18 protein-coding genes and 1 tRNA gene are annotated in these 19,803 nt (G+C 56.5%); 12 read left to right on the top strand and 7 right to left on the bottom strand.

What is annotated here, in order from left to right:
- Positions 1–210: 210 nt before the first annotated feature.
- The 5 genes from MWU60_RS08505 to MWU60_RS08525 form a co-directional block, all read right to left on the bottom strand.
- Entirely contained in the window at positions 211–1,212 is a 1,002-nt protein-coding gene (locus tag MWU60_RS08505; protein WP_247226824.1) for an oligopeptide/dipeptide ABC transporter ATP-binding protein, read from the bottom strand.
- Positions 1,209–2,210 carry an ABC transporter ATP-binding protein gene (locus tag MWU60_RS08510; RefSeq protein ID WP_247226825.1) on the bottom strand — a complete coding sequence of 334 codons (1,002 nt, stop codon included), beginning with the start codon at positions 2,208–2,210 and terminating at the stop codon, positions 1,209–1,211. Before MWU60_RS08510 ends, MWU60_RS08505 begins: the two co-directional genes overlap by 4 nt.
- Complete coding sequence (locus MWU60_RS08515; RefSeq protein WP_247226826.1) at positions 2,207–3,349, bottom strand: ABC transporter permease; 1,143 nt, start codon at positions 3,347–3,349, stop codon at positions 2,207–2,209. The genes MWU60_RS08510 and MWU60_RS08515 overlap by 4 nt, the downstream gene beginning before the upstream one ends.
- Positions 3,346–4,359, bottom strand: coding sequence for an ABC transporter permease (locus tag MWU60_RS08520; RefSeq protein ID WP_247226827.1), 1,014 nt, complete (start codon positions 4,357–4,359; stop codon positions 3,346–3,348). Before MWU60_RS08520 ends, MWU60_RS08515 begins: the two co-directional genes overlap by 4 nt.
- A 105-nt stretch (positions 4,360–4,464) precedes the next feature.
- Positions 4,465–6,504 carry an ABC transporter substrate-binding protein gene (locus tag MWU60_RS08525; RefSeq protein WP_247226828.1) on the bottom strand — a complete coding sequence of 680 codons (2,040 nt, stop codon included), beginning with the start codon at positions 6,502–6,504 and terminating at the stop codon, positions 4,465–4,467.
- Between the two features lie 181 nt (positions 6,505–6,685).
- Between MWU60_RS08525 and MWU60_RS08530 the strand changes: the two genes are divergently transcribed.
- The 6 genes from MWU60_RS08530 to MWU60_RS08555 all read left to right on the top strand — a co-directional run bounded on the left by MWU60_RS08530 (position 6,686) and on the right by MWU60_RS08555 (position 12,954).
- Positions 6,686–7,870: an FAD-binding oxidoreductase gene (locus MWU60_RS08530; protein ID WP_247226829.1), complete on the top strand. Its 1,185-nt coding sequence runs from the start codon at positions 6,686–6,688 to the stop codon at positions 7,868–7,870.
- 93 nt (positions 7,871–7,963) lie between these two features.
- Entirely contained in the window at positions 7,964–8,854 is an 891-nt protein-coding gene (locus tag MWU60_RS08535) for a MurR/RpiR family transcriptional regulator (protein WP_247226830.1), read from the top strand.
- A gap of 56 nt (positions 8,855–8,910) precedes the next feature.
- Positions 8,911–10,395, top strand: coding sequence for a M81 family metallopeptidase (locus tag MWU60_RS19575; protein ID WP_247226831.1), 1,485 nt, complete (start codon positions 8,911–8,913; stop codon positions 10,393–10,395).
- 285 nt (positions 10,396–10,680) lie between these two features.
- On the top strand, positions 10,681–11,991 hold the full coding sequence (gene hisD / locus MWU60_RS08545) for a histidinol dehydrogenase (protein ID WP_247226832.1): 1,311 nt from the start codon (positions 10,681–10,683) through the stop codon (positions 11,989–11,991).
- Positions 11,988–12,467: a UPF0262 family protein gene (locus tag MWU60_RS08550; protein WP_247226833.1), complete on the top strand. Its 480-nt coding sequence runs from the start codon at positions 11,988–11,990 to the stop codon at positions 12,465–12,467. Before hisD ends, MWU60_RS08550 begins: the two co-directional genes overlap by 4 nt.
- Positions 12,468–12,471: 4 nt before the next feature.
- Positions 12,472–12,954 (top strand): low molecular weight phosphatase family protein, encoded by a 483-nt coding sequence (locus MWU60_RS08555; protein WP_247226834.1) that lies wholly within the window; start codon positions 12,472–12,474, stop codon positions 12,952–12,954.
- 27 nt (positions 12,955–12,981) lie between these two features.
- Here the strand turns inward: MWU60_RS08555 and MWU60_RS08560 are convergent, their stop codons facing one another.
- A complete protein-coding gene (locus tag MWU60_RS08560; RefSeq protein ID WP_247226835.1) occupies positions 12,982–14,112 on the bottom strand; it encodes a GGDEF domain-containing protein in 1,131 nt (376 codons plus the stop codon).
- Between the two features lie 295 nt (positions 14,113–14,407).
- Between MWU60_RS08560 and infA the strand changes: the two genes are divergently transcribed.
- The 5 genes from infA (at position 14,408) to MWU60_RS08585 (ending at position 16,696) form a co-directional block, all read left to right on the top strand.
- Positions 14,408–14,626 (top strand): translation initiation factor IF-1, encoded by a 219-nt coding sequence (gene infA / locus MWU60_RS08565; RefSeq protein ID WP_007205486.1) that lies wholly within the window; start codon positions 14,408–14,410, stop codon positions 14,624–14,626.
- Positions 14,627–14,704: 78 nt separating this feature from the next.
- A complete protein-coding gene (locus MWU60_RS08570; RefSeq protein WP_247226836.1) occupies positions 14,705–15,310 on the top strand; it encodes a nucleoside triphosphate pyrophosphatase in 606 nt (201 codons plus the stop codon).
- Complete coding sequence (locus MWU60_RS08575) at positions 15,307–16,341, top strand: ribonuclease E/G (protein WP_247226837.1); 1,035 nt, start codon at positions 15,307–15,309, stop codon at positions 16,339–16,341. Before MWU60_RS08570 ends, MWU60_RS08575 begins: the two co-directional genes overlap by 4 nt.
- Positions 16,341–16,526 (top strand): DNA gyrase inhibitor YacG, encoded by a 186-nt coding sequence (gene yacG, locus MWU60_RS08580; RefSeq protein ID WP_247226838.1) that lies wholly within the window; start codon positions 16,341–16,343, stop codon positions 16,524–16,526. The genes MWU60_RS08575 and yacG overlap by 1 nt, the downstream gene beginning before the upstream one ends.
- 95 nt (positions 16,527–16,621) lie before the next feature.
- Positions 16,622–16,696 (top strand) — tRNA-Phe (locus tag MWU60_RS08585).
- Between the two features lie 313 nt (positions 16,697–17,009).
- Here MWU60_RS08585 and parE read toward each other — a convergent pair.
- Entirely contained in the window at positions 17,010–18,968 is a 1,959-nt protein-coding gene (parE, locus tag MWU60_RS08590; protein WP_247226839.1) for a DNA topoisomerase IV subunit B, read from the bottom strand.
- A 201-nt stretch (positions 18,969–19,169) separates the two neighbouring features.
- On the opposite strand from parE, the gene MWU60_RS08595 reads away from it, so the two are divergent.
- Positions 19,170–19,706: a dimethylsulfonioproprionate lyase family protein gene (locus tag MWU60_RS08595; protein ID WP_247226840.1), complete on the top strand. Its 537-nt coding sequence runs from the start codon at positions 19,170–19,172 to the stop codon at positions 19,704–19,706.
- Positions 19,707–19,803: the final 97 nt, after the last annotated feature.

The raw sequence follows: 19,803 nt of genomic DNA on the forward strand, positions 1-19,803 counted from the left end.
CTCCAGATCGATACTGGCTGCAGTCGGCCTTCCCCGTTCACAACGCCGGCAACGGCCCACCAGCGACCCCAACTCACGCCATCCTGAGCAACGGTGTCGTCCCAGAGGTGGCGGCGCAGGAGGATCAGCTATCCTAGAACATCCGGCTCCTAAAGGGCAGAGACGGCGCGGATGTGCGGACGACTTTCTGCGAAAGCGCCGGTACTGCAATCAGCTGCGGCGGCTCAGTTCCTGCCATTTGTGACATGCCACATTGTGCTGGGTCCCGGCGGCCTCGAGGATCGGTTCTTCCACGCGGCAGCGATCAATAGCATGAGGGCAGCGGGTCTGGAACTTGCACCCGGGCGGCGGGTTGGTCGGCGAAGGGATTTCCCCTTCGAGTTTCTGCGCCTTGCCCCGGTCATCTGGGTCGAGCGAGGGGATCGCCGATAACAATGCCTGTGTGTAAGGGTGGCGCGGAGCAGAAAACAATGCCCGCGTCGGTGCCGTTTCGACCAGACGGCCTAGATACATGACTGCCACGTGGTCGCAGACATGGGCCACGACGCTTAGGTCGTGGCTGATGAACAAGAACGTCAGCCCCATTTCTTCCTGGATTGCTTTGAGCAGGTTCAGCACGTCGGCCTGAATGGACACGTCCAGTGCGGCAACGCTTTCGTCTGCGACGATAAACTTTGGCCCCGAGACCAAGGCGCGCGCGATAGAGATGCGCTGTCGCTGGCCACCGGAAAATGCGTGCGGGAACCGGCGCAGGTGTTCGACATTCAGCCGACACTTTGCCGCGATTTCGCGTACCCGTTCGTCGGTTTCCGCGCGTGATTTTGTAAGCCTCATGACCTCCAGCGGTTCTGCAATAATGTCGCGCACCGTCATGCGGGGGCTGAGCGCGGCATAGGGATCCTGAAAAATCAGTTGCGCCCGTTTGCGGTAGTCCTTCAGATCTTTCTTGCCGAGGTTCTTGAGGGAGTATTCCACCTCACCATCATCAAACAGAACATTGCCCTTGCTGATAGGCGCGGCGCGCAGCATCGCGCGGCCAAGGGTGGTCTTGCCCGACCCGGATTCACCGACCAAACCAAAGAAACTGCCCGGTGCGATTTCGATTGTTACGTTTTCAACCGCGCGCACCAAGGGCGCAGGACCGATCAGACCGCCGCGCAATGCATAATGGACGGACAGACCCTGTGCGGTGATCAAAGGTTTCATTGTCACAGGGAACCGCTTTCTGAGTCATGAAGATGGCAGGCGGCTGTGTGATCTGCACTGACGTTTGAAAATGTCGGTACCTCGCGTGCGCATCGTCGGCCCAGAACCTCTTGGCAGCGGGTGTTGTAGACGCATCCTGACGGTCGTTCTAGCGGCGACGGGATATCGCCGGGGATCGGCGTCAGTGGGGCGTCGATATCATCCAAGGTCGGCAACGCGGCCAGCAATCCGCGTGTATATGGGTGTGCGGGCCTGCGAATGACATCCCGCACGCTACCATGTTCCACCAACCGGCCCAGATACATGACCGCGACCGTGTCGGCGGTTTGTGCAATGACCCCCAGATCGTGGGTGATGAATATGATCCCCATTCCGAACTCGGACACGATATCTTTCATCAGGTCAATGACTTGCGCCTGAATGGTCACATCCAGCGCTGTTGTCGGTTCGTCCGCGATGAGCAGTCTGGGTTTGGTCGACAGGGCCATGGCAATCATCGCACGCTGGCGCATCCCGCCCGATAGCTCGAACGCATATTGGCCGAACCTGGTGTTCGCGTCCGATATCCCGACCCGATCCAGCATTTCGATGGACAGTTCCTTGGCTTGCGTCGGTGAAAAGCTGGTGTGGATCAACAATTGCTCGACCATCTGGTCGCCGATGGAAATGGCCGGGGCGAAGCTGGCCATCGGTTCCTGAAAGATCAGCGATATGGACCCGCCGCGCACGATCTTCATGTCGTGGTCGGTTTGCAGCGACATCACATCAACCGGGCCATCGTCCAGATGAAGGGTGATATTGGTAGCGGGGCCATAGATTGCATTGCGCGGGTTCAGCTTCATCAAGGATTTGGCGGTGACTGACTTACCTGACCCGCTTTCGCCGACCAAGCCCATCACCTCTCCCGCCTCAAGGCTGAACGAGACGTCGTCCACAGCCGTGATCCGGCCCTCGTCGGTATCGAATTGCAGGGTCAGGTTTTCGACGTCAATCAGTCGGCTCATTTCTTGGTGTCCCCATAGGGGTCAGCCGCATCGCGCAAGCCGTCGCCCACAAACACGAAGGCCATAACGAGGACGATGAAGAAGATCACCGGAATGAAATACCACTGATAATTCAGCAAAACATCTGCGCTGGTCACGTTTTGCAGCATCACCCCAAGCGAATTGACCGGGTCCTTGAGGCCCAGACCGATGAAGCTGAGCGCGGTTTCTGACAGCACCATGTAGGGAAAGGAAATGACCAGATCGACGATGATGTAGCTGGTGAAACTGGGTAGCAGGTGCTTGCGGATCACATGTCCCGATGAAGCGCCGCACAGCTGGGCAGCAAGCACATATTCCTGATTACGCTCGGTTAGCAGATGCGTGCGCACCCGCCTTGCAAGCGTTGGCCAACTGATGAAACCCAATATGACGGAGATGAAGAAGAACCTCTCTTCGGCGCTCCAAGTATCCGGGATGAAGGCGGCCAATGCCATGAAAAGCGGAATGGCCGGAATGGTGCGGACCGCATCCGTCACCATCTGGATGAAACTGTCGATCCAGCCACCATAATAGCCCGATATCCCGCCGATGATCAGGGCCAGCACGAAGGCCAGGAACACGCCTATCGTGCCCACCGCCATGGAGGTATTGATCGCATGGAAGGTGCGCGAAAAGATGTCTTTGCCGGTGGAATCTGTGCCGAAAAGGTGGATGAATCCTTCATCCACTCCAAAAAGGTGGGTTGAAAAGGTCATGAACATCAGCTGGTATTCGCTACCCTGAACAAAGAATTCGACATAGCGCCGCTTGTCCTTGTTTTCGGTGGTCACCCAGCGGAAATTTGTCTCGATCGAGCGTTCGCGTTCGTGTGTGTAAATGAACGGACGGAGAGAGCAGCCGTTCTCATCACAGAACTGTGGAATGGTCGGCGCGCCGTTCAGATAATCCTTGTCGCGACCGGCAATTGTCGGATCATAGGGCGTCAGGAATGGCGCGAACATGCCCGACAGGATCAGGATCACCAAAACCCAGGCCCCGACCATCGCTGCTTTTTGTTTCTTGAAACGGGTCCAGATCAGCTGGCTTTGCGAGGCGGTGAAATAGGCATCCTTGGCGCTTTGGTCGACGGATGCGTCATAAATATTGGTGTCACTCATGTCGTTTGTCCCAATATGCTATGACGTATGCGGGGATCGACCAGCGCCAGCACAATATCCGTGATGAAGTTGATAGCGACGATACTGCCCGTCAGGAAAAAGATGATCGCGCCCGCAAGCTGCTGATCGTTTGACCGCGCCAATGCTTCGATCAGCAATGATCCCGCCTCGGTCAGCGTCAGGATCAGGGCCACGATTGGCAGCTCGTTGAAAATACGGTTCAGATCGAAACCAAGCGAATTTATGATCGGGCTCAGCGCGTGTCGTGCGGGATAGCGCAGCAGCAACCTGCGTCCCGACACGCCACGCGCTGACGCCGCAGTTACGTATAGCTTGCTGATTTCATCCGACATCAGCGCTCGGACGGTTTGGATTGCAAACGCGGTGGCGGACCAGCCCAGAATGAACACTGGCAACCAGACGTGGCCAAGGAAGTCCTTGATCCGCGCCCAGTCCCATGGCGCGTCTCGAAATTCGGGCGAGAAGAGCCCGGTCAGACTGTTCCCGAACATGACGGTCGAAAACAGCATGATGATCAGCGCGAGCAGAAAGTTCGGCAGCGCAAGCCCCAGATAGCTGACCAGACGCAGACTGTTGTTCAGGACAGGGTTACGCGATGTGGCAGCGATGATGCCGACCGGAACAGCGATGGCATAGGCCAGCAGCAACGAACCAAGGCAGATACCGACGCTGAGCCAGACCTTTTGGCCCAGCAATTGGTTGATATCCAGACGCAGGATGCAGCTTTCGCCAAACTCGCCCCGAAATGCATTCAGAATCCAGCTTGTCCAGCGTTCCAGATAAGGTCGGTCCAGACCCAGCCGGACCCGCTCTGCCTCAATATCAGCGATGGAAATCTGCGCCCCTTGCGAGTTCTTGAATGCAAGGTAACGCTCAGCACAGTCCCCCGGCACCAGTTCCATTAGCGAAAAGACGATGAAGGACACCAGACAGAGCGTGAAAACAGCAAGGCCGAAACGGATTGCCGCGAAGCGTAGAAACTGGACCATCTGTCTGACACGCCCCTGCGTATTTTACGCCCCTTTGGGCGCTGTTGTTTTGGGCCTCGGGCCACATCAGCAGCCCGAAACGGCTATTTGAAGTCCGACAATGGCTTATTCGTCAAGAAACCACTGTGAAGGACGATAAGGATACGTCCTATAAAAGGCATATGACGCGGTTCTGAACTGTGTGAAATTTTTCAGTGCGGCGTTGCGATAGATCGGCTGCTGCCCTTTGACAGTACCAATAAAGAGCAGATTGCCCGTCATGTTTTCAACTAGCCGTAGCGCCAGCGCGTCGGATTCAGGCGTGCCAACTGGTGTGGCCTGAAACGCCCTGACATCTTCCATCATCTGTTTGACGTAGTCTGGCGGTTCCACACCCGCGGTCCCATCAGATTCCACATATTCACCCCAAAGCATCGCGGTGCGCATGTTGAAATAATTGTCGAACGGCGGAATGAAGCTTTCGGCGTTGCCAAGCACAACGGACAACGGCACGCTTTTCTCGAACAGGGACACGTCCAACTGGTTCGACGATTGTGACGACCGATATTCGTCTGTCGTCACCTCTTTGACGGTGTTGTTGATGCCGACATCACGCCAGTTTTGCCCAACAAGTTCTACGATATTGATTGATATCCCTTGCGTGGCCACCTGCAAGTTCAGAGTCAATGGATCGCCATTCGGCAATTCGCGCATCCCGTCGCCGTCAAGGTCAACGACGCCGACTTCGTCCAGCAATGACATTGCCAGGTCAGCATCGAATTGCGCGTAGTGCTGCTCCCATTCTGGCGTGATAAAATCAGGTGTTGGTGAGAAACCGATGTACTGCTGCGGCGTACCAAGACCAAACAAGGCAACTTCGTTGATTTCGTCGCGGTTGATTGCGACTGACATGGCTTGACGGAATCTCAGGTCACCAAAAACCTTGCGCTTCTCCAAATCCTCAGAGGTTACATTGAACGCGATGGTGGGCATCGTGATTTCAGGCTTCAGATCGACGACAAAACCGGCAGTTTCCTGATTCTCCAGCAACAGCGGGACGTAATCCACCTGCAGGGCCTGCGCCTTGTAGTCCACTTCGCCGTTCATCAGCATCAGCAGACGTACTTCGCTTTCGCCAACAAAAATCTCGTCCATCTCGTTGATGTAGGGCAGCTGATTACCGGCCGTGTCGACCATGTAATAGTAAGGGTTGGCAACATATTGGCGCCCCTCGGTGCTTTCGGCAATGACGATGTGGCTTTCCAAAGTGGGTGCTGCATTCAGTGGCAGGTTTGCGACCTTGTCAGGATGGGCCAACATCGGTGTTGGTGTGTCCATCCAGTCCGAACTGCCGTAGTAGACCCTGACCAGATCGTAGCCATCTTCAAAGCCAAGCGATTGCGCAAGCTCATCGGCATCGGGATTGATCGCGGGGTGATATTGCCCCAGAAAATGCTTCGGCTGAAAACCCTGTGCATAGTGGCTGGCAAAGTGAGACAGGAACCCCGGCTTTGGAGATGGCATGTTAAAACGCACGGTTTGCGCGTCAATCACATCGACCGTCATCGGTTCACCGGCTGCAAGGACATAGTCTTTCGGGCTTTCGATCACATTTGGATCAAGAGCTAGATTTTCGTACCAGAATTCAACGTCTTCAGCGCCGAACGGCTGACCATCGGACCATCTGTGGCCTTCGCGCAAGACAAAGGTCAACTGGGTGAAATCGTCATTCCAGGACCAGCTTTTGGCGACATTTGGCACGATTGTCGTCAGATCATCGGCATAGCGTACCAAATTGACATGTCGCACTGACATGAAGTCTGATGTCCCAGCCTCTGTCGCGTTGGACAGGGCATTGAAGACGCCGCCATATTTTCCAATTTCATCATATGGCGCGACGACAAGCGGCTCGGCAGGTAGGCGATCCGCCAAAGCAGGCAAATCCGGATTGCCCCGAATGCGCACGTTCAATGCTGCGATATCCGGGTTTTCGGACATTCCCAGATCGCAGTTTGCGAGGCTCTGGAATTCGCTCAGCTCATACTGTTGCGGGAACGCGCCAGCGGCGACGCCCATCGGATCCGACACGGTCACAGCAGGACAATTTGCCAGCGCCATCCCTCCAATGGCCGTCAATGCAGCACTGGATAATAGTATCTTCCTCATTCGTCGTCTCCTTGTTGGTCGTAAACAAAACAGTCTGAGATCTCGTGCGCAGTATCCGTTGTTCGAACAGATAGTGCGGCCCCGGTCGGACGAGCGCGCAATGGCTTTGACATCAGGAATCCCCAGAAACTGAAAAAAGTAGGTAATAAAACTTGCAAGGAGTCAACATATTACGTTTTTCTTGCAATGCATCAATAATGGGCGCTTTGTAGCAAAACCAGTCTTTGTCGCATCCTGCGCCGTCCAAGAGGTCGAAATTTTGATCTATGATTTTCTTGTAATCGGCGGCGGAATATCGGGCGCATCAGCGGCTTATGAGCTTGCCGATGCAGGAACCGTCTTGCTGCTCGAAGCAGAGCAGACCATGGGTTACCACAGCACGGGCAGGTCCGCGGCACTGTTTACGCGCAACTACGGTGGACCCGTCGTGCGGCAGGTCAACAAGGCCAGCGAGTCATTTTTCAGGTCACCGCCTGTCGCCTTTTGCGACAGACCTTTGTTATCCCCCCGTGGTGCGCTGACGGTCGCAATGCCAGAGCATCAGGGTAAGTTGGATGCGCTGCTGTCCATGTCCGAGCCCGGTGAGGAGGTCTGTTTAATTGATCCAACGGACGCCGTCGCAATGGTACCGTTTTTGCGACCAGAGCGTATCAGCCGTGCTGTGTACGAGGCTAACGCCACAGACATTGATGTCGCCAATCTGCATCTTGGATATCTGAAAGGTGCGAAGGCGCAGGGCGCTAAAACGCTGACGTCGCAACCGGTAAGCGCCCTCTCGTATCAATCAGGGGCTTGGCGCATCCAGACGAAGGATGATCAATTTGCTGCCGCAACAATCATCAATGCAGGCGGCGCCTGGGCCGACAAAATCGGTACGATGGCTGGCGCGCGCAGCATCGGTCTGGTGCCCAAGCGGCGCACTGCCATCATCATAAACGGGCCAAACGGGCTTGACTATGGTGCGATGCCGTTGGTCGATTTTGCGGGCTTTGGCGCATACATCAAACCTGACGCGGGCAAGCTGATGGCGTCACCGGGCGATGCGACAGCAACCGACCCGCACGACGCCTGGGCCGATGACATGGATATTGCGGTCCTCGCCGACAGGATCGAGCAAGAAACAACAATCGAAGTCACCAGGATCGCACACAGCTGGGCCGGCTTGCGCAGCTTTGTGGCGGATGATGTCCCGGTTGTCGGGTTTGACCCGGACGTGTCAGGCTTCTTCTGGCTGGCGGGTCAAGGCGGATATGGCATCATGATGGCGCCGGCTTTGGCCGTCATAACAGCTGACCTTTGTCTCAACCGATCGGTGGCTGACAAAACATCCCTCGTGGAAGGCCTTTCGCCGCATCGGCTGCGCTAACGCCCAGTCCATTGAGATATCACAAGGAACCCAGAAACAATTGACTTTCGGCAAGTTACACCACCAAATTTTCCCGATGATAGTGGAGGCAAAATGACTAAATCCCTGCGCGACCGCCTTGGTCAAGCCGCAGCATCTGCCTCAAAGGCGGACCGCGCGATAGCAACCTATATGCTCTCCGAACTTGGTAACCTTCCTTTCGAGACTGCTGCAAGTCTGGCCGCAAAGGTCGAGGTAAGCGAGCCGACCGTTGGTCGGTTTTGCCGTTCTATTGGCTATGAAGGTTTCAAGGACCTCAAGAACAATTTGCGCAACGACATGGGCGACCAGCCGTGGTTGATCGGCGACCGGCTGCGGGATCTGCAGGAACGCACCAAGGCTGGCGAGGATCAACTGACTCGCGGTCTGGAACTGGAGATGGCAGCACTCGTCGCCGTCTACGAAACCGCGCATACGCCGGAATGGGACAGGGTGGTCAAGCGTCTGGCGCAGGCCAGATCGGTCTTTGTCGTCGGTTTCCAGACAGAGCGTGGCATCGCGCAGATTTTCGTTAATCAACTTCAATATCTACGCGATGGGGTGCATTTGGTTGATCTGGCCAGCGGCAATTTTGCCGATGTGCTGGCTATGGATGATACCGACACGGCCTTGGTCATGTTCGAAGCGCGCCGTTATTCCCGTCAGGCTCGGTTATTGGCACAAGAAGCGCACGCGGCTGGCATTCCCGTGACGCTGATCACGGACCCATATTGCGATTGGGGTCATAACGTGGCGGATGAAAGATTTGTCGTGCCCACATCCTTCAACCTATTCTGGGACTCCACTGCCCAGATGGCCAGTCTTGCCAATCTTTTGGTCAACGGCGTGTTCATGGAACTGGGTCCCGAGGTCGAAGCCCGCATGAACAAGATCGCTCGGCTTTATGGCAAATTCACGGGTCACGTTGGTGCAGCAGGGTCCGACAAAACTGCGGCCAAAACCTGATTGTGCTTATGCCAGTCCAACCACAGAACACGTCGCTGCCATGAAGGATACGATCAGTGGGCTTCAAAGTATTAAGTGCTGAAATGTCGCACGAGACAAACACGTTCAATATTCATCCGACAACCCTGCAATGCTTCTATGACCGTTTCCTGTTGGATGGTGATCAGGCCGTCGCGGCGCGAGGTGAGCAGAATACCGAGCTTGCGGGACTACTGGAGACGGGTCGCGACTATGACTGGGACATAAGCCATGTCATCAGCGCTGCCGCCGGACCGGGTGGCGTTGTCACTCGCGAAGCCTTCGAGATACTGACAAAACCGCTGGTCGATGCGGCACATCGCGATTGGGACGGCATATTTCTGATCCTTCATGGTGCAATGGTCACCGACTTTTGTGACGACGGCGAAGGAGAAATCCTGCGCCGTCTACGTGCCATCGTTGGCCCGGACCTGCCAATCGCCGTTACGCTTGACCCACATGCCAACGTCACCAAAGCGATGTGTGATCTGGCCCAAATCCTGGTTTCTTTCACCACCTACCCGCATGTTGATATCCGCGCGACCGGGCGCCGGGTGGCGGAGCTTTTGCAGCGCACAATGTCAGGTGATATTCAGCCCAGAACGCTGCGTGCGCACCGTCCCATGCTGGAGGAAGCCAACGGCGGTCGCACAGATATCGGGCCAATGATCGAACGCCATGCGCTTGCGCGTGCCTTTGAGACGCGCAAAGGGGTCTATGCCATCAGCATCAACGGCGCATTCCCTTGTGCGGATATCGCCGAGGTTGGCCCAACGGTTCTGGTTACATGCGACGACGACACCGCAGCCCATCGTCTTATTGCCGAGACACTGGCGGACGACATCTGGACCCGTCGTCAAGAAGCTCTGAATACCTACCTGACCAGTAACCAGGCTGCGGTTGCCGCCCGGCAATGGAACGGCGACGCAGGTCCGCTGGTCATTGCTGACTATGCCGACAATCCCGGTTCGGGGGCATACGGGGATGCAACAGCGCTTCTTGCTGCCTTGATTGAGAGCGACATCAAGAACGCGTGTTTCGGGCCATTGGTCGACCCGGTCGCTGCCACGTTCCTTGGCGCGAAAACCAAAGGAAGCCCGGTCACATTGAACATTGGCGGCACAACGGCGCCAGAACTGGGCGGCAGCCCACTCAATGTGACGGGTATTGTCAAATGGGCAGGGGACGGCCGTGTCGTCGGGAATGGACCGATATTGGGTGGGTTAGAGCGCAGTTTTGGCACGACGGCAGTGCTTGAAGTTGGCGGCATCGACATCCTGATCGTCAGCATTGCGCACCAGATGTTGGACCTCAGGCAGTTCGAAGCTTTCGGGATTGATCCGGCGAAAAAATCTGTCGTCGCATTGAAATCGATGCAGCACTTCCGGGCGGCTTTCGCACCCATCGCGGGGCGTATCATCGTCTGCGATAGCGGTGCCTTGTGTACGCTCAACTACTCGTCACTGGGCTACAGGAACGTGCCGCATCCGACGTTTCCTTTGGACGAAAGATCTGCTGACTGACGTCTTCGGATATGTGCTCAGACAAAACTGATTCTAAGCGCAGACATTGCTACTGGGCCGAAAGATGGACCTGCCCCTCGCATTCAATGAATTGCACTCAACTGCGCGGTTACGTTCTCAGGTAAAAATTTCGAGCAAAATTCAAAAGCGCCATTTGTCAGCCGCGCAGCATCCGTCAAATGGGCTCAAAGCCGAAATTCTCCTACTGCCTCATCCGCACCCCATACCCACCATTGAACCACCCAGCCCACCCCGCTATGTCGTGGCTTCGCAAGGAGTGATGTGATGCCACAGTTTCTATCCACCGCTGACGCCGATTTTGAGGCCCGCTTTGCCGCCCTTCTGGGCGCGAAACGCGAGGATAGCCCGGATGTGGATCATGTGGTGGCCGAGATTATCGCGGATGTGCGGGCGCGGGGTGATGCCGCTGTCTTGGACCTGACAGCCAAGTTTGACCGGTTGGATCTGACGCCGGGGACCATGCGCTTTAGTGCGGCTGAGATTGAAGCCGAATGCGCCAAGGTGTCGGACGCGGATCGTTCGGCGCTGGAACTGGCCGCCGAGCGTATCCGTGCCTACCACGCGCGGCAGATGCCGGATGATGCGTCTTGGACCGATGAGACAGGGGCAACGCTTGGGTGGCGTTGGACGCCTGTTTCTGCGGCAGGGCTTTATGTGCCCGGTGGGCTGGCGTCTTATCCGTCCTCCGTTTTGATGAATGCTATTCCGGCGAAAGTGGCAGGTGTCGCGCGCTTGGCGATTGTTGTGCCGACGCCCGATGGCGTGACCAATCCGCTGGTTTTGATGGCAGCGAAAATCGCTGGCGTCGATGAGATTTACCGCATCGGCGGTGCGCAGGCCGTGGCCGCTCTTGCCTATGGGACGCAGACGATTGCGCCTGTTGATAAAATCACTGGGCCGGGCAACGCGTTTGTTGCTGCGGCCAAGCGTCGGGTTTTTGGCAAGGTTGGCATTGATATGATTGCCGGCCCGTCCGAGATTCTGGTGATTGCCGATAAGGATAACGATCCAGATTGGATTGCGCTCGATCTGCTTAGTCAAGCCGAGCATGATGAGAGTGCGCAGTCTTTGCTGATCACTAACGATGCAGGCTTTGGGAAAGCTGTTGCGAAGGCGGTGGACAAGCGACTTGAGACACTGGAACGCCGTGCGATTGCTGGGGCCAGTTGGCGTGATTTTGGGGCTGTGATCACGGTAAAGGATTTCGAAGAGGCCGTGTCGCTATCGGATCGTATCGCGCCGGAGCATTTGGAGCTTTGCACCGCTGATGCGGACGCCCTTTCCGAAAAGATCACCCATGCTGGCGCGATCTTCATTGGGGGTTGGACACCCGAGGCGATTGGTGACTACATTGGCGGTCCAAATCATGTGTTACCGACGGCCCGGTCCGCGCGGTTTTCAAGCGGGTTATCGGTCATGGACTTTATCAAACGCACGACCCTTTCACGCATGACACCTGACGCTTTGGCGGCCATCGGCCCGTCAGCCGAACGGCTTGCGATTTCTGAAAGCTTAGAGGCCCATGGTCTGTCTGTGCGCGCGCGCCTCGACCGCCTGAATAGAGGTGAGCCATGAGCAGGATCAGCCATATCGAGATTGACGACCGCAATCTGCCGCCGCCCACCCCTGAGATTGATCAGGAACGCAAAGTGGCGATGTTTGATCTGTTGGAAGACAACAGCTTTGCCATGCCCGCACGCGATGGGCGTGACGTGCCCGCAGGCCCATATAAGCTGAACCTGTCAATCAAAGAGCGCCGTTTGGTGTTTGATCTCAAGCAGGAAAACGACAATCCAGCGGGTGAGTTTCACCTGTCGCTAGGTCCCTTTCGGCAGGTCGTGAAGGACTATTTCCAGATTTGCGAAAGCTATTTTGACGCCGTGAAATCCTTGCCCCCCAGCCAAATCGAAACGATCGACATGGCCCGCCGTGGTATCCACAACGAAGGGGCGCGGATTTTGCAGGAAAGGCTGGAAGGCAAAGCCGACGTCGATATTGATACAGCCCGCCGCCTGTTCACCCTCATCTGCGTCCTGCACTTCGGAGGCTGAAAACATGGCGGAGGGGGACAAATACAAGGACCTTCCGCAGTCAGTCCTGTTTTGCTGTGACCATAACTCTGTTCGTTCGCCGATGGCCGAAGGGATCATGAAACAGCTGTATGGCACCGAGTGCTACATTCAATCTGTCGGGGTGAAGAACGACCTTGAGATTGACGGATTTTCCATCGCAGTCTGTGCCGAGATCGGGGTCGAACTGTCGCGGCATCGGTCGCGATCCTTCGATGAGATGGAAGACTGGGGCGATGATCTGTCATCTTTCGATCTGGTGTTGGCTCTTTCGCCCGCCAGCCAGCGCCGCGCACTGGATTTGACGCAGTTTTACCATCTGGATGTGGAATACTGGCCCATCCTGGACCCCACCGGGTTAGGCGACAGCCGTGAGGCGCGGTTGGCGCTTTATCGGCAAGCCCGTGATCAGATCAAGGACCGTTTGGTGGCGCGCTGGGGGCCAGGGATTGAAGCGGAGCCCGCGTAATCGCGCAAACGCGCCCATTGCCCTTCGTCACACCGATGCGGCGCGCGGTGCGGTTGCTGCACCCTGGATGTCGAGCTCGTATAGTTGCATATCACAGTCCGAGTTATATACGACGACCCGCGCCTTCCCTAAATTCTTTGCCGCATAAAGTGCGCGATCCGCTTTCTGCATGACGGCGGAAATCGCGTCGCCGTCTGCCGGAAAATCGGCAACGCCAACGGACGCGCTGACGGAACGTGTCGACAGACCGTTGGTGTGTTCCGCGCAAAGGCCAGTTACCAGCGCCGCGCCGAGTGTGTCCACGACCGGGTTGGACAGGTCAACGCCAACCAGGAATTCGTCTCCTCCAAGACGCGCAACAAAGGAAGGGTCAGGCACGAGGTCCCGTAACACCCCGGAAAGTTGAATAAGTATGGCGTCGCCTGCCGCATGACCAAACGTGTCGTTGACGTCTTTGAAACCGTCAAGGTCAATGAGGAAAACCCGTACCTTGCGTTGCGCGCCTTCTGCGGCGCGCTGCCAGGCCTGCGTCGCCGCCCGGTTGGCCAGACCTGTAAGCGCGTCAGATGTGGCCGCTTTCTCTTGCTCTTGAAGGGCGATGTGCAATCGCGCGTCGCTCCGCTCGATTTCGCGCACCATGATATACGTGCAGGTCATGATGATGAGCATCGTCAGAAAGAGTGACCGAAAGGTCGCGGACACATGCGCCGGCCAATCAAGATAATAGGGCGGCATGTAATCCCGGAAAATGTAAAGGCCGATCAGGCTGACATAGCAAAACAGGCTGAGATACAAAGTGTCGCGGCTGCCCAGAACAAGGGAAGACAGCGCCGGCAAAACGAGCAGTGCGGTCGTATGAAAGCCCCCGACACCACTATGGCTGATAACGATCGCAACAAGCCATACGCCACCCAGCCCAAAGGTCAGCCTTGCTGTCAATTGAACCCGCCACCGCAGTGCAGCAAGCATGAAACCGATCAGCATGGTCACGCAAAGCGCTATTGAGAAAAACGGCGTCTTGGCGGCAATATCCGCCGACATCGTGCGATGCGATATAAATCCGGCAAGTTGACCGACCGTGACGACCACGCAAACGACCATCAGGCGATGTCGTGATTGCTCACGCTTGGCCAGTGTTTCCTGCGAAAATGTCTGCATTGATTCCCAAAGTGGCCATGTACCCCCACGCAGCAGTAGCCTACATTCGATAACAACCGATAAATCTGGGGCAGCCCCTGCCAATGGCCGTGCCGGTAAACCTGATTAACCTGCCTTGGACGCGCGCCCAAACCGCATTCAGGCCCCGCGCACCCCGCTTTCGAACCCAAACACCACCGTCATACAGCTTTCAGCGTCAAAACAGAGGCTGCACCGATTAACCCTTGAAAATCCGTGCATTCAGGCGCATGTAAGCGCCGTCTGCATCAAGCAGATAACAGATATAGGAGATCACATGGCCAAGGAAGAACTGCTCGAATTCCCAGGTGTCGTGAAAGAACTTCTGCCAAACGCGACGTTTCGGGTCGAGCTGGAAAACGGCCATGAGATCATCGCGCATACGGCAGGCAAGATGCGCAAAAACCGCATCCGTGTTCTGGCAGGCGACAAAGTACAGGTGGAAATGACACCTTATGATCTGACCAAGGGTCGGATTAACTATCGCTTTAAGTAGCGTGAAGCGTGGCTTCACCGGGTGCGGGAAAGGGATTTGCCGGTGGCAAGTCACGGTCGTGCTGGTGGACGCTGATAAATGACCACACTGCGTTCTGATCCAACACTTAAGCTCGTTCTCGGCTCTGGCTCACCCCGGAGGCTGGAATTGCTGGCGCAGCTTGGACTGACAGCCAGCGCTGTGCGCCCTCCCGATATCGACGAAGATGTGCATAAGGGTGAGTTGCCCCGAGATTATGTCAAACGGATTGCATCCGAAAAGGTCGCAGCTGTTGACGCGGCAGAGGATGAAGTTGTCCTTTGTGCTGATACGACTGTCGCACTTGGTCGCCGAATTATGGGCAAGCCTGCGGATGCAGCCGAGGCGGCGCAGTTTCTGTTTGCCCTGTCTGGTCGGCGCCATCGGGTCATCACGGCATTGGCCGTCAAACGCGGGCAGCGCGTCTGGACGAAGGACGTGCAAAGCACGGTGGCTTTCAAACAATTGTCTGATGCGGAGGTGAACACCTATATCGCCTCGGATGACTGGCGCGGCAAGGCGGGTGGCTATGCGATCCAAGGGCCGGCTGGTGCGTTCATTCCGTGGATCAACGGATCGTACACAGGGATTGTGGGCCTGCCCCTGACGGAAACAGCAGGTTTGCTAACCGCTGCGGGCGTCGCGCTTTTTGGAGAGGCATCATGAAGGGCCGCACGATTGTTCTGGATCATATCGGTGAGATCGAAGCCGCCGCCTATATGGTGGACGGCAAGCTGGATGATATATTGATTGATCACGATGACGCCCCGCGCCCGGGTGCGATTTTTCGAGCGATTTGTGACCGTCCCATCAAGGGCCAAGGCGGGATGATGATGCGTTTACCTCAGGGTGAGACCGCGTTCCTGCGGCAAGGCAAAGGCCTGCGCCCCGGCCAACCGCTATTGGTGCAGGTCACGGGGATTTCCGAGGATGGCAAAGCGATACCGGTGACTGATCGTGTTTTGTTCAAAAGCCGCTATGCCATTGTGACACCCGGCAAACCGGGGCTGAATATCTCGCGCCAGATCACAGACGAAGACGTGCGCGACAACCTGCTTGCCATCGCGCATGAGGTGTTTGACAGTTCGCATGGGCTGATCTTGCGGTCCTCGTGTGCTGGCGCCGACAGAGACGAAATTGCCGATGATATCGTCGCAATGCTGGCGTTGGCGGATGCCGTTTTGGAGGATGCTGACGGGTCCGAACCAGAGGCGCTAACCGAAGGCGATGGGCCACATACCGTCGCCTGGCGCGAGTGGACAGGAGCGGCAGGGGTTGTGACCGAGGCCGGTTCATTTGAGAACCTTGGTGTGCTTGATCAACTTGAAGAGTTGGCGCAGCCAAAGGTCGCGCTGGGTGAGGGGCATATGTATGTGGAGCCGACACGCGCGTTGGTCGCGGTCGATGTGAATACAGGAACTGACACATCGCCTGCCGCAGCGCTGAAAGCCAATCTCGCTGCAGCCCGCGCCTTACCACGTGCCTTGCGGCTGCGTGGATTTGCCGGGCAGATCACGGTTGATTTCGTGTCCATGTCCAAAGCCCACCGCAAGCAGGTGGAACAATCGCTGCGCGCGTCATTCAAGGCGGATCCGATTGAAACCTCGCTGGTCGGCTGGACCCCAATGGGGCTGTTCGAGCTGCAACGCAAACGCGAGCGCCCCCCTTTTCCCAAGCATCTTTTGAAGGACATCTGATGGCCTGCCCAATTTGTGAAAAACCGACTGAAACCGCGTTTCGTCCCTTCTGTTCAAAGCGTTGCGCTGACGTCGATCTAGCCAAGTGGTTTACCGGTGGCTACGCCATTCCGGCTGATGACCCCGAGGACGCAGAAGAACTGGAAATCCAGCTGCAACACACAGAACGCGACAAACCACACTAACGTTCGGTTTTTCAACCAGTTCCCTCTGGACACCCCCATCCCTCACGTCTAAAACGCCGCTACCTGACGCGGTGGTTTTGCCCCCGTGTCCCAATGCCCGGGTAGCTCAGGGGTAGAGCAGTGGATTGAAAATCCTCGTGTCGGTGGTTCGATTCCGCCCCCGGGCACCACAAAATCAAAGACTTATCGGAACTGTAGAGTCTTGGGTGCCGTATGGGTTCGCAATACGACGTCTTTGCATCACCACTTGAGCTGAGCTAACCCAAAGTAGTCGGGCTTAGAGGAAGCCGTTCGACACACTGATTTGAACGGCTTATCCCTCAAACCAGTAAAAGCGATGTCGATCTTCTCGATTGCCTTTTCTACCGGTGCAGCCGCTTTGCTGAGCAATACTTGGGGCGCTTCTTCTGGCTTGTTGGGTAACTCACAGATATTTGGGAAATGCCTTTCCTGTGTTGTTGGACCCAGATTGATCTGCACCCTTTAAACGTCCAACTCCTCCACAAACCGCGCGTTTTCCTGAATATACTGGAACCGCAGTTCGGGCTTTTTGCCCATCAGTCGTTCCACCAAATCCGCTGTGTCGCCCGGCACTTCGTCGTGTACCGTGACCCGGATCAGTTTGCGGGTGGCGGGGTCCATTGTGGTTTCTTTGAGGTCCTTGGCGTCCATTTCGCCTAAGCCTTTGAAGCGTTGTAGGTCGATTTTACCTTTACCGCCCAAGCCCTTGGCCATCACCGCGTCTTTTTCCGCATCATCCGCCACATAGACCCGTTTCGCCCCTTGCGTCAGCCGATACAGCGGCGGGCAGGCCAGGTAGAGGTGTCCTTGGTCGATCAGTGGCCGCATTTGCGTGAAGAAGAATGTCATCAAAAGCGACGCGATATGCGCGCCGTCAACGTCCGCATCCGTCATGATGATGATCTTGTCATAGCGCAGGTCTTCGACGTTGAACCGCGTGCCCATGCCGACACCGAGCGCCTCGCAGAGGTCATTGATTTCAGCGTTGGTTGTCAGCTTGGATGACGCAGCGCCAAGCACATTGAGGATTTTACCTTTGAGTGGCAGCAGCGCTTGGGTCTTGCGATCGCGTGCGCCTTTGCCGGAGCCGCCCGCGCTGTCGCCCTCGACGATGAAAAGCTCGGTTCCCACGCGGTCTTTCGACGTGCAATCGGTCAGTTTTCCGGGCAGGCGCAGTTTCTTGGTGGCGGACTTGCGCGCGGTTTCCTTTTCCTGACGGCGGCGCAGGCGTTCTTCGGCGCGCAGCACAAGGAAATCAAGGATCGCACCGGCTGATTTCGTGTCAGCCGCCAGCCAGTTGTCAAAGTGGTCGCGCACAGCGCCTTCGACCATCTTTTGTACGTTCTCGTTTGAAAGCCGGTCTTTGGTCTGGCCCACATATTGCGGATCCCGAATGAAGACCGACACAAGCGCGCAACCGCCAGTGATCAGATCGTCGCGGGTGATCTGTTTTGCCTTTTTGTTAGAGACACGTTCGCCGTAGTCGCGGATGCCCTTCAGTATCGCCGCCCAGAACCCGGACTCATGCGTGCCGCCTTCGGGTGTGGGCACCGTGTTGCAATAGGACTGGATGAAACCATCCCGCGAGGGTGTCCAATTGATTGTCCAGTCGACCTTGCCGGGTTCGCCGAATTTTTCCTGAAATGCGACTGTGCCCGCGAAGGGTTTGTCGGCATAGGTCGTCGCACCCTCAAGCCGCTCTTTGAGATAGTCAGAGAGGCCGCCGGGAAAATGGAACTTTGCTTCCATCGGGGTATTGCCGTCCGAGATGCCGGTTTTCCAACGGATTTCAACGCCGGAAAAGAGATAGGCTTTGGATCGCGCCATCGCAAAAAGGCGTGCAGGCTTCAGTTTGAGATAGCCGAAAATTTCAGGATCTGGGTGGAAGGTCACTTTGGTGCCGCGGCGATTAGGTGCGCTGCCGATTTTTTCCAGCTTGGTTTGGGGAACACCGCGCGCAAAATCCATCGCAACCAGCTCTTTGTTGCGCGCGACTTCGACACGCAGATGATCAGACAGCGCGTTCACCACGGAAGAGCCGACGCCGTTCAAACCGCCTGATGTTTCATAGTTCTTGCCCGAAAATTTGCCGCCCGCGTTCAGCGTGCAAAAGATAATCTCAAGCGCGGACTTTGAGGGGTCTTTTGGGTGAGGGTCCGTCGGGATACCTCGCCCGTTGTCAGCAACCGATACGTTGCCGTTTTCGTGCAGTTCGACCTCAATCCACGTTGCATGTCCGGCGACGGCTTCGTCCATTGAGTTGTCGATGATTTCGGCAACCATATGGTGCAGCGCGCGATCGTCCGTGCCGCCGATATACATGCCGGGGCGCAGGCGGACGTGCTCCATATCCTCCAGCACTTCGATGCTGTCGGCGTTATAATCGTTGGGTCCGCTATTGGACAAAAGATCACTGGGCATGGGGCTCGAACCTCATTTATTGATTGCTGCTCAGTATGGCAGAGCAGGCAGGGCGGGGGAAGGCTGCATTCTTGTGCAATGGGTTGCAAAGATGGGCCTGCGGGCAAAAAAAACTGGGGTTGGCGCGGGGCTGTCACTCGCGTGGTCTTGGCGCATGACCGTCTGTGTGCCAAGACAGGCCGTCAAAAGGATCGCTGCACAATGAATGACCCGAAAGAAACGCCCGTACCGCGCCTGCGCCAACTGCCTGACTGGCGGTATCTGCTGCAAGAGTACTATGAGCTTTACCGCTATCTGCCGTCGGGTGGCAGCGACCGTATTCGTACCCATCAGCGTGCTGTCCGCGAGGCGATCAACCGCGTACTGCGGGCCAATCCAGTGATCCGCACCCAAACACCCGCGCAAAAGCCGGTCACGGCGCATCTCAAACGTGCTTTGGACGAAGGACGCGGGGATCGGATGGGATCAACCATTCGCGCGTTGGAGTCAGTGCAGGCCGATCTGTCGTGGCAATATGGTTATGAAAAAGTGCCCAAGGGCCTCGTCGGCAGCTATGCCTATGCCGAGGTTGCAGGCCCAAATGGTCCGGTCGTGTCAGAAGAGATCATTCTGGGCATAGTCCTGTTTGCGCCGGGTTGTACCTATCCCGCCCATGCCCACCGTGGGATCACGGAAAGCTATGTCTGTCAGGGGCCGTGTCTGAAAACCATCAGGGCGTTTATGTTCCCGGATCCCTGATCTTTAACCCGCCAGAGCACTTGCATCGGATCACAGTGGGAAAAAGCGAACCTGCCTTGCTTGTTTATGCCTGGATGGGTGCGCATGAGGATTTGCT

The organism is Yoonia sp. F2084L, from assembly GCF_023015625.1.
Lineage (GTDB): Bacteria > Pseudomonadota > Alphaproteobacteria > Rhodobacterales > Rhodobacteraceae > Yoonia.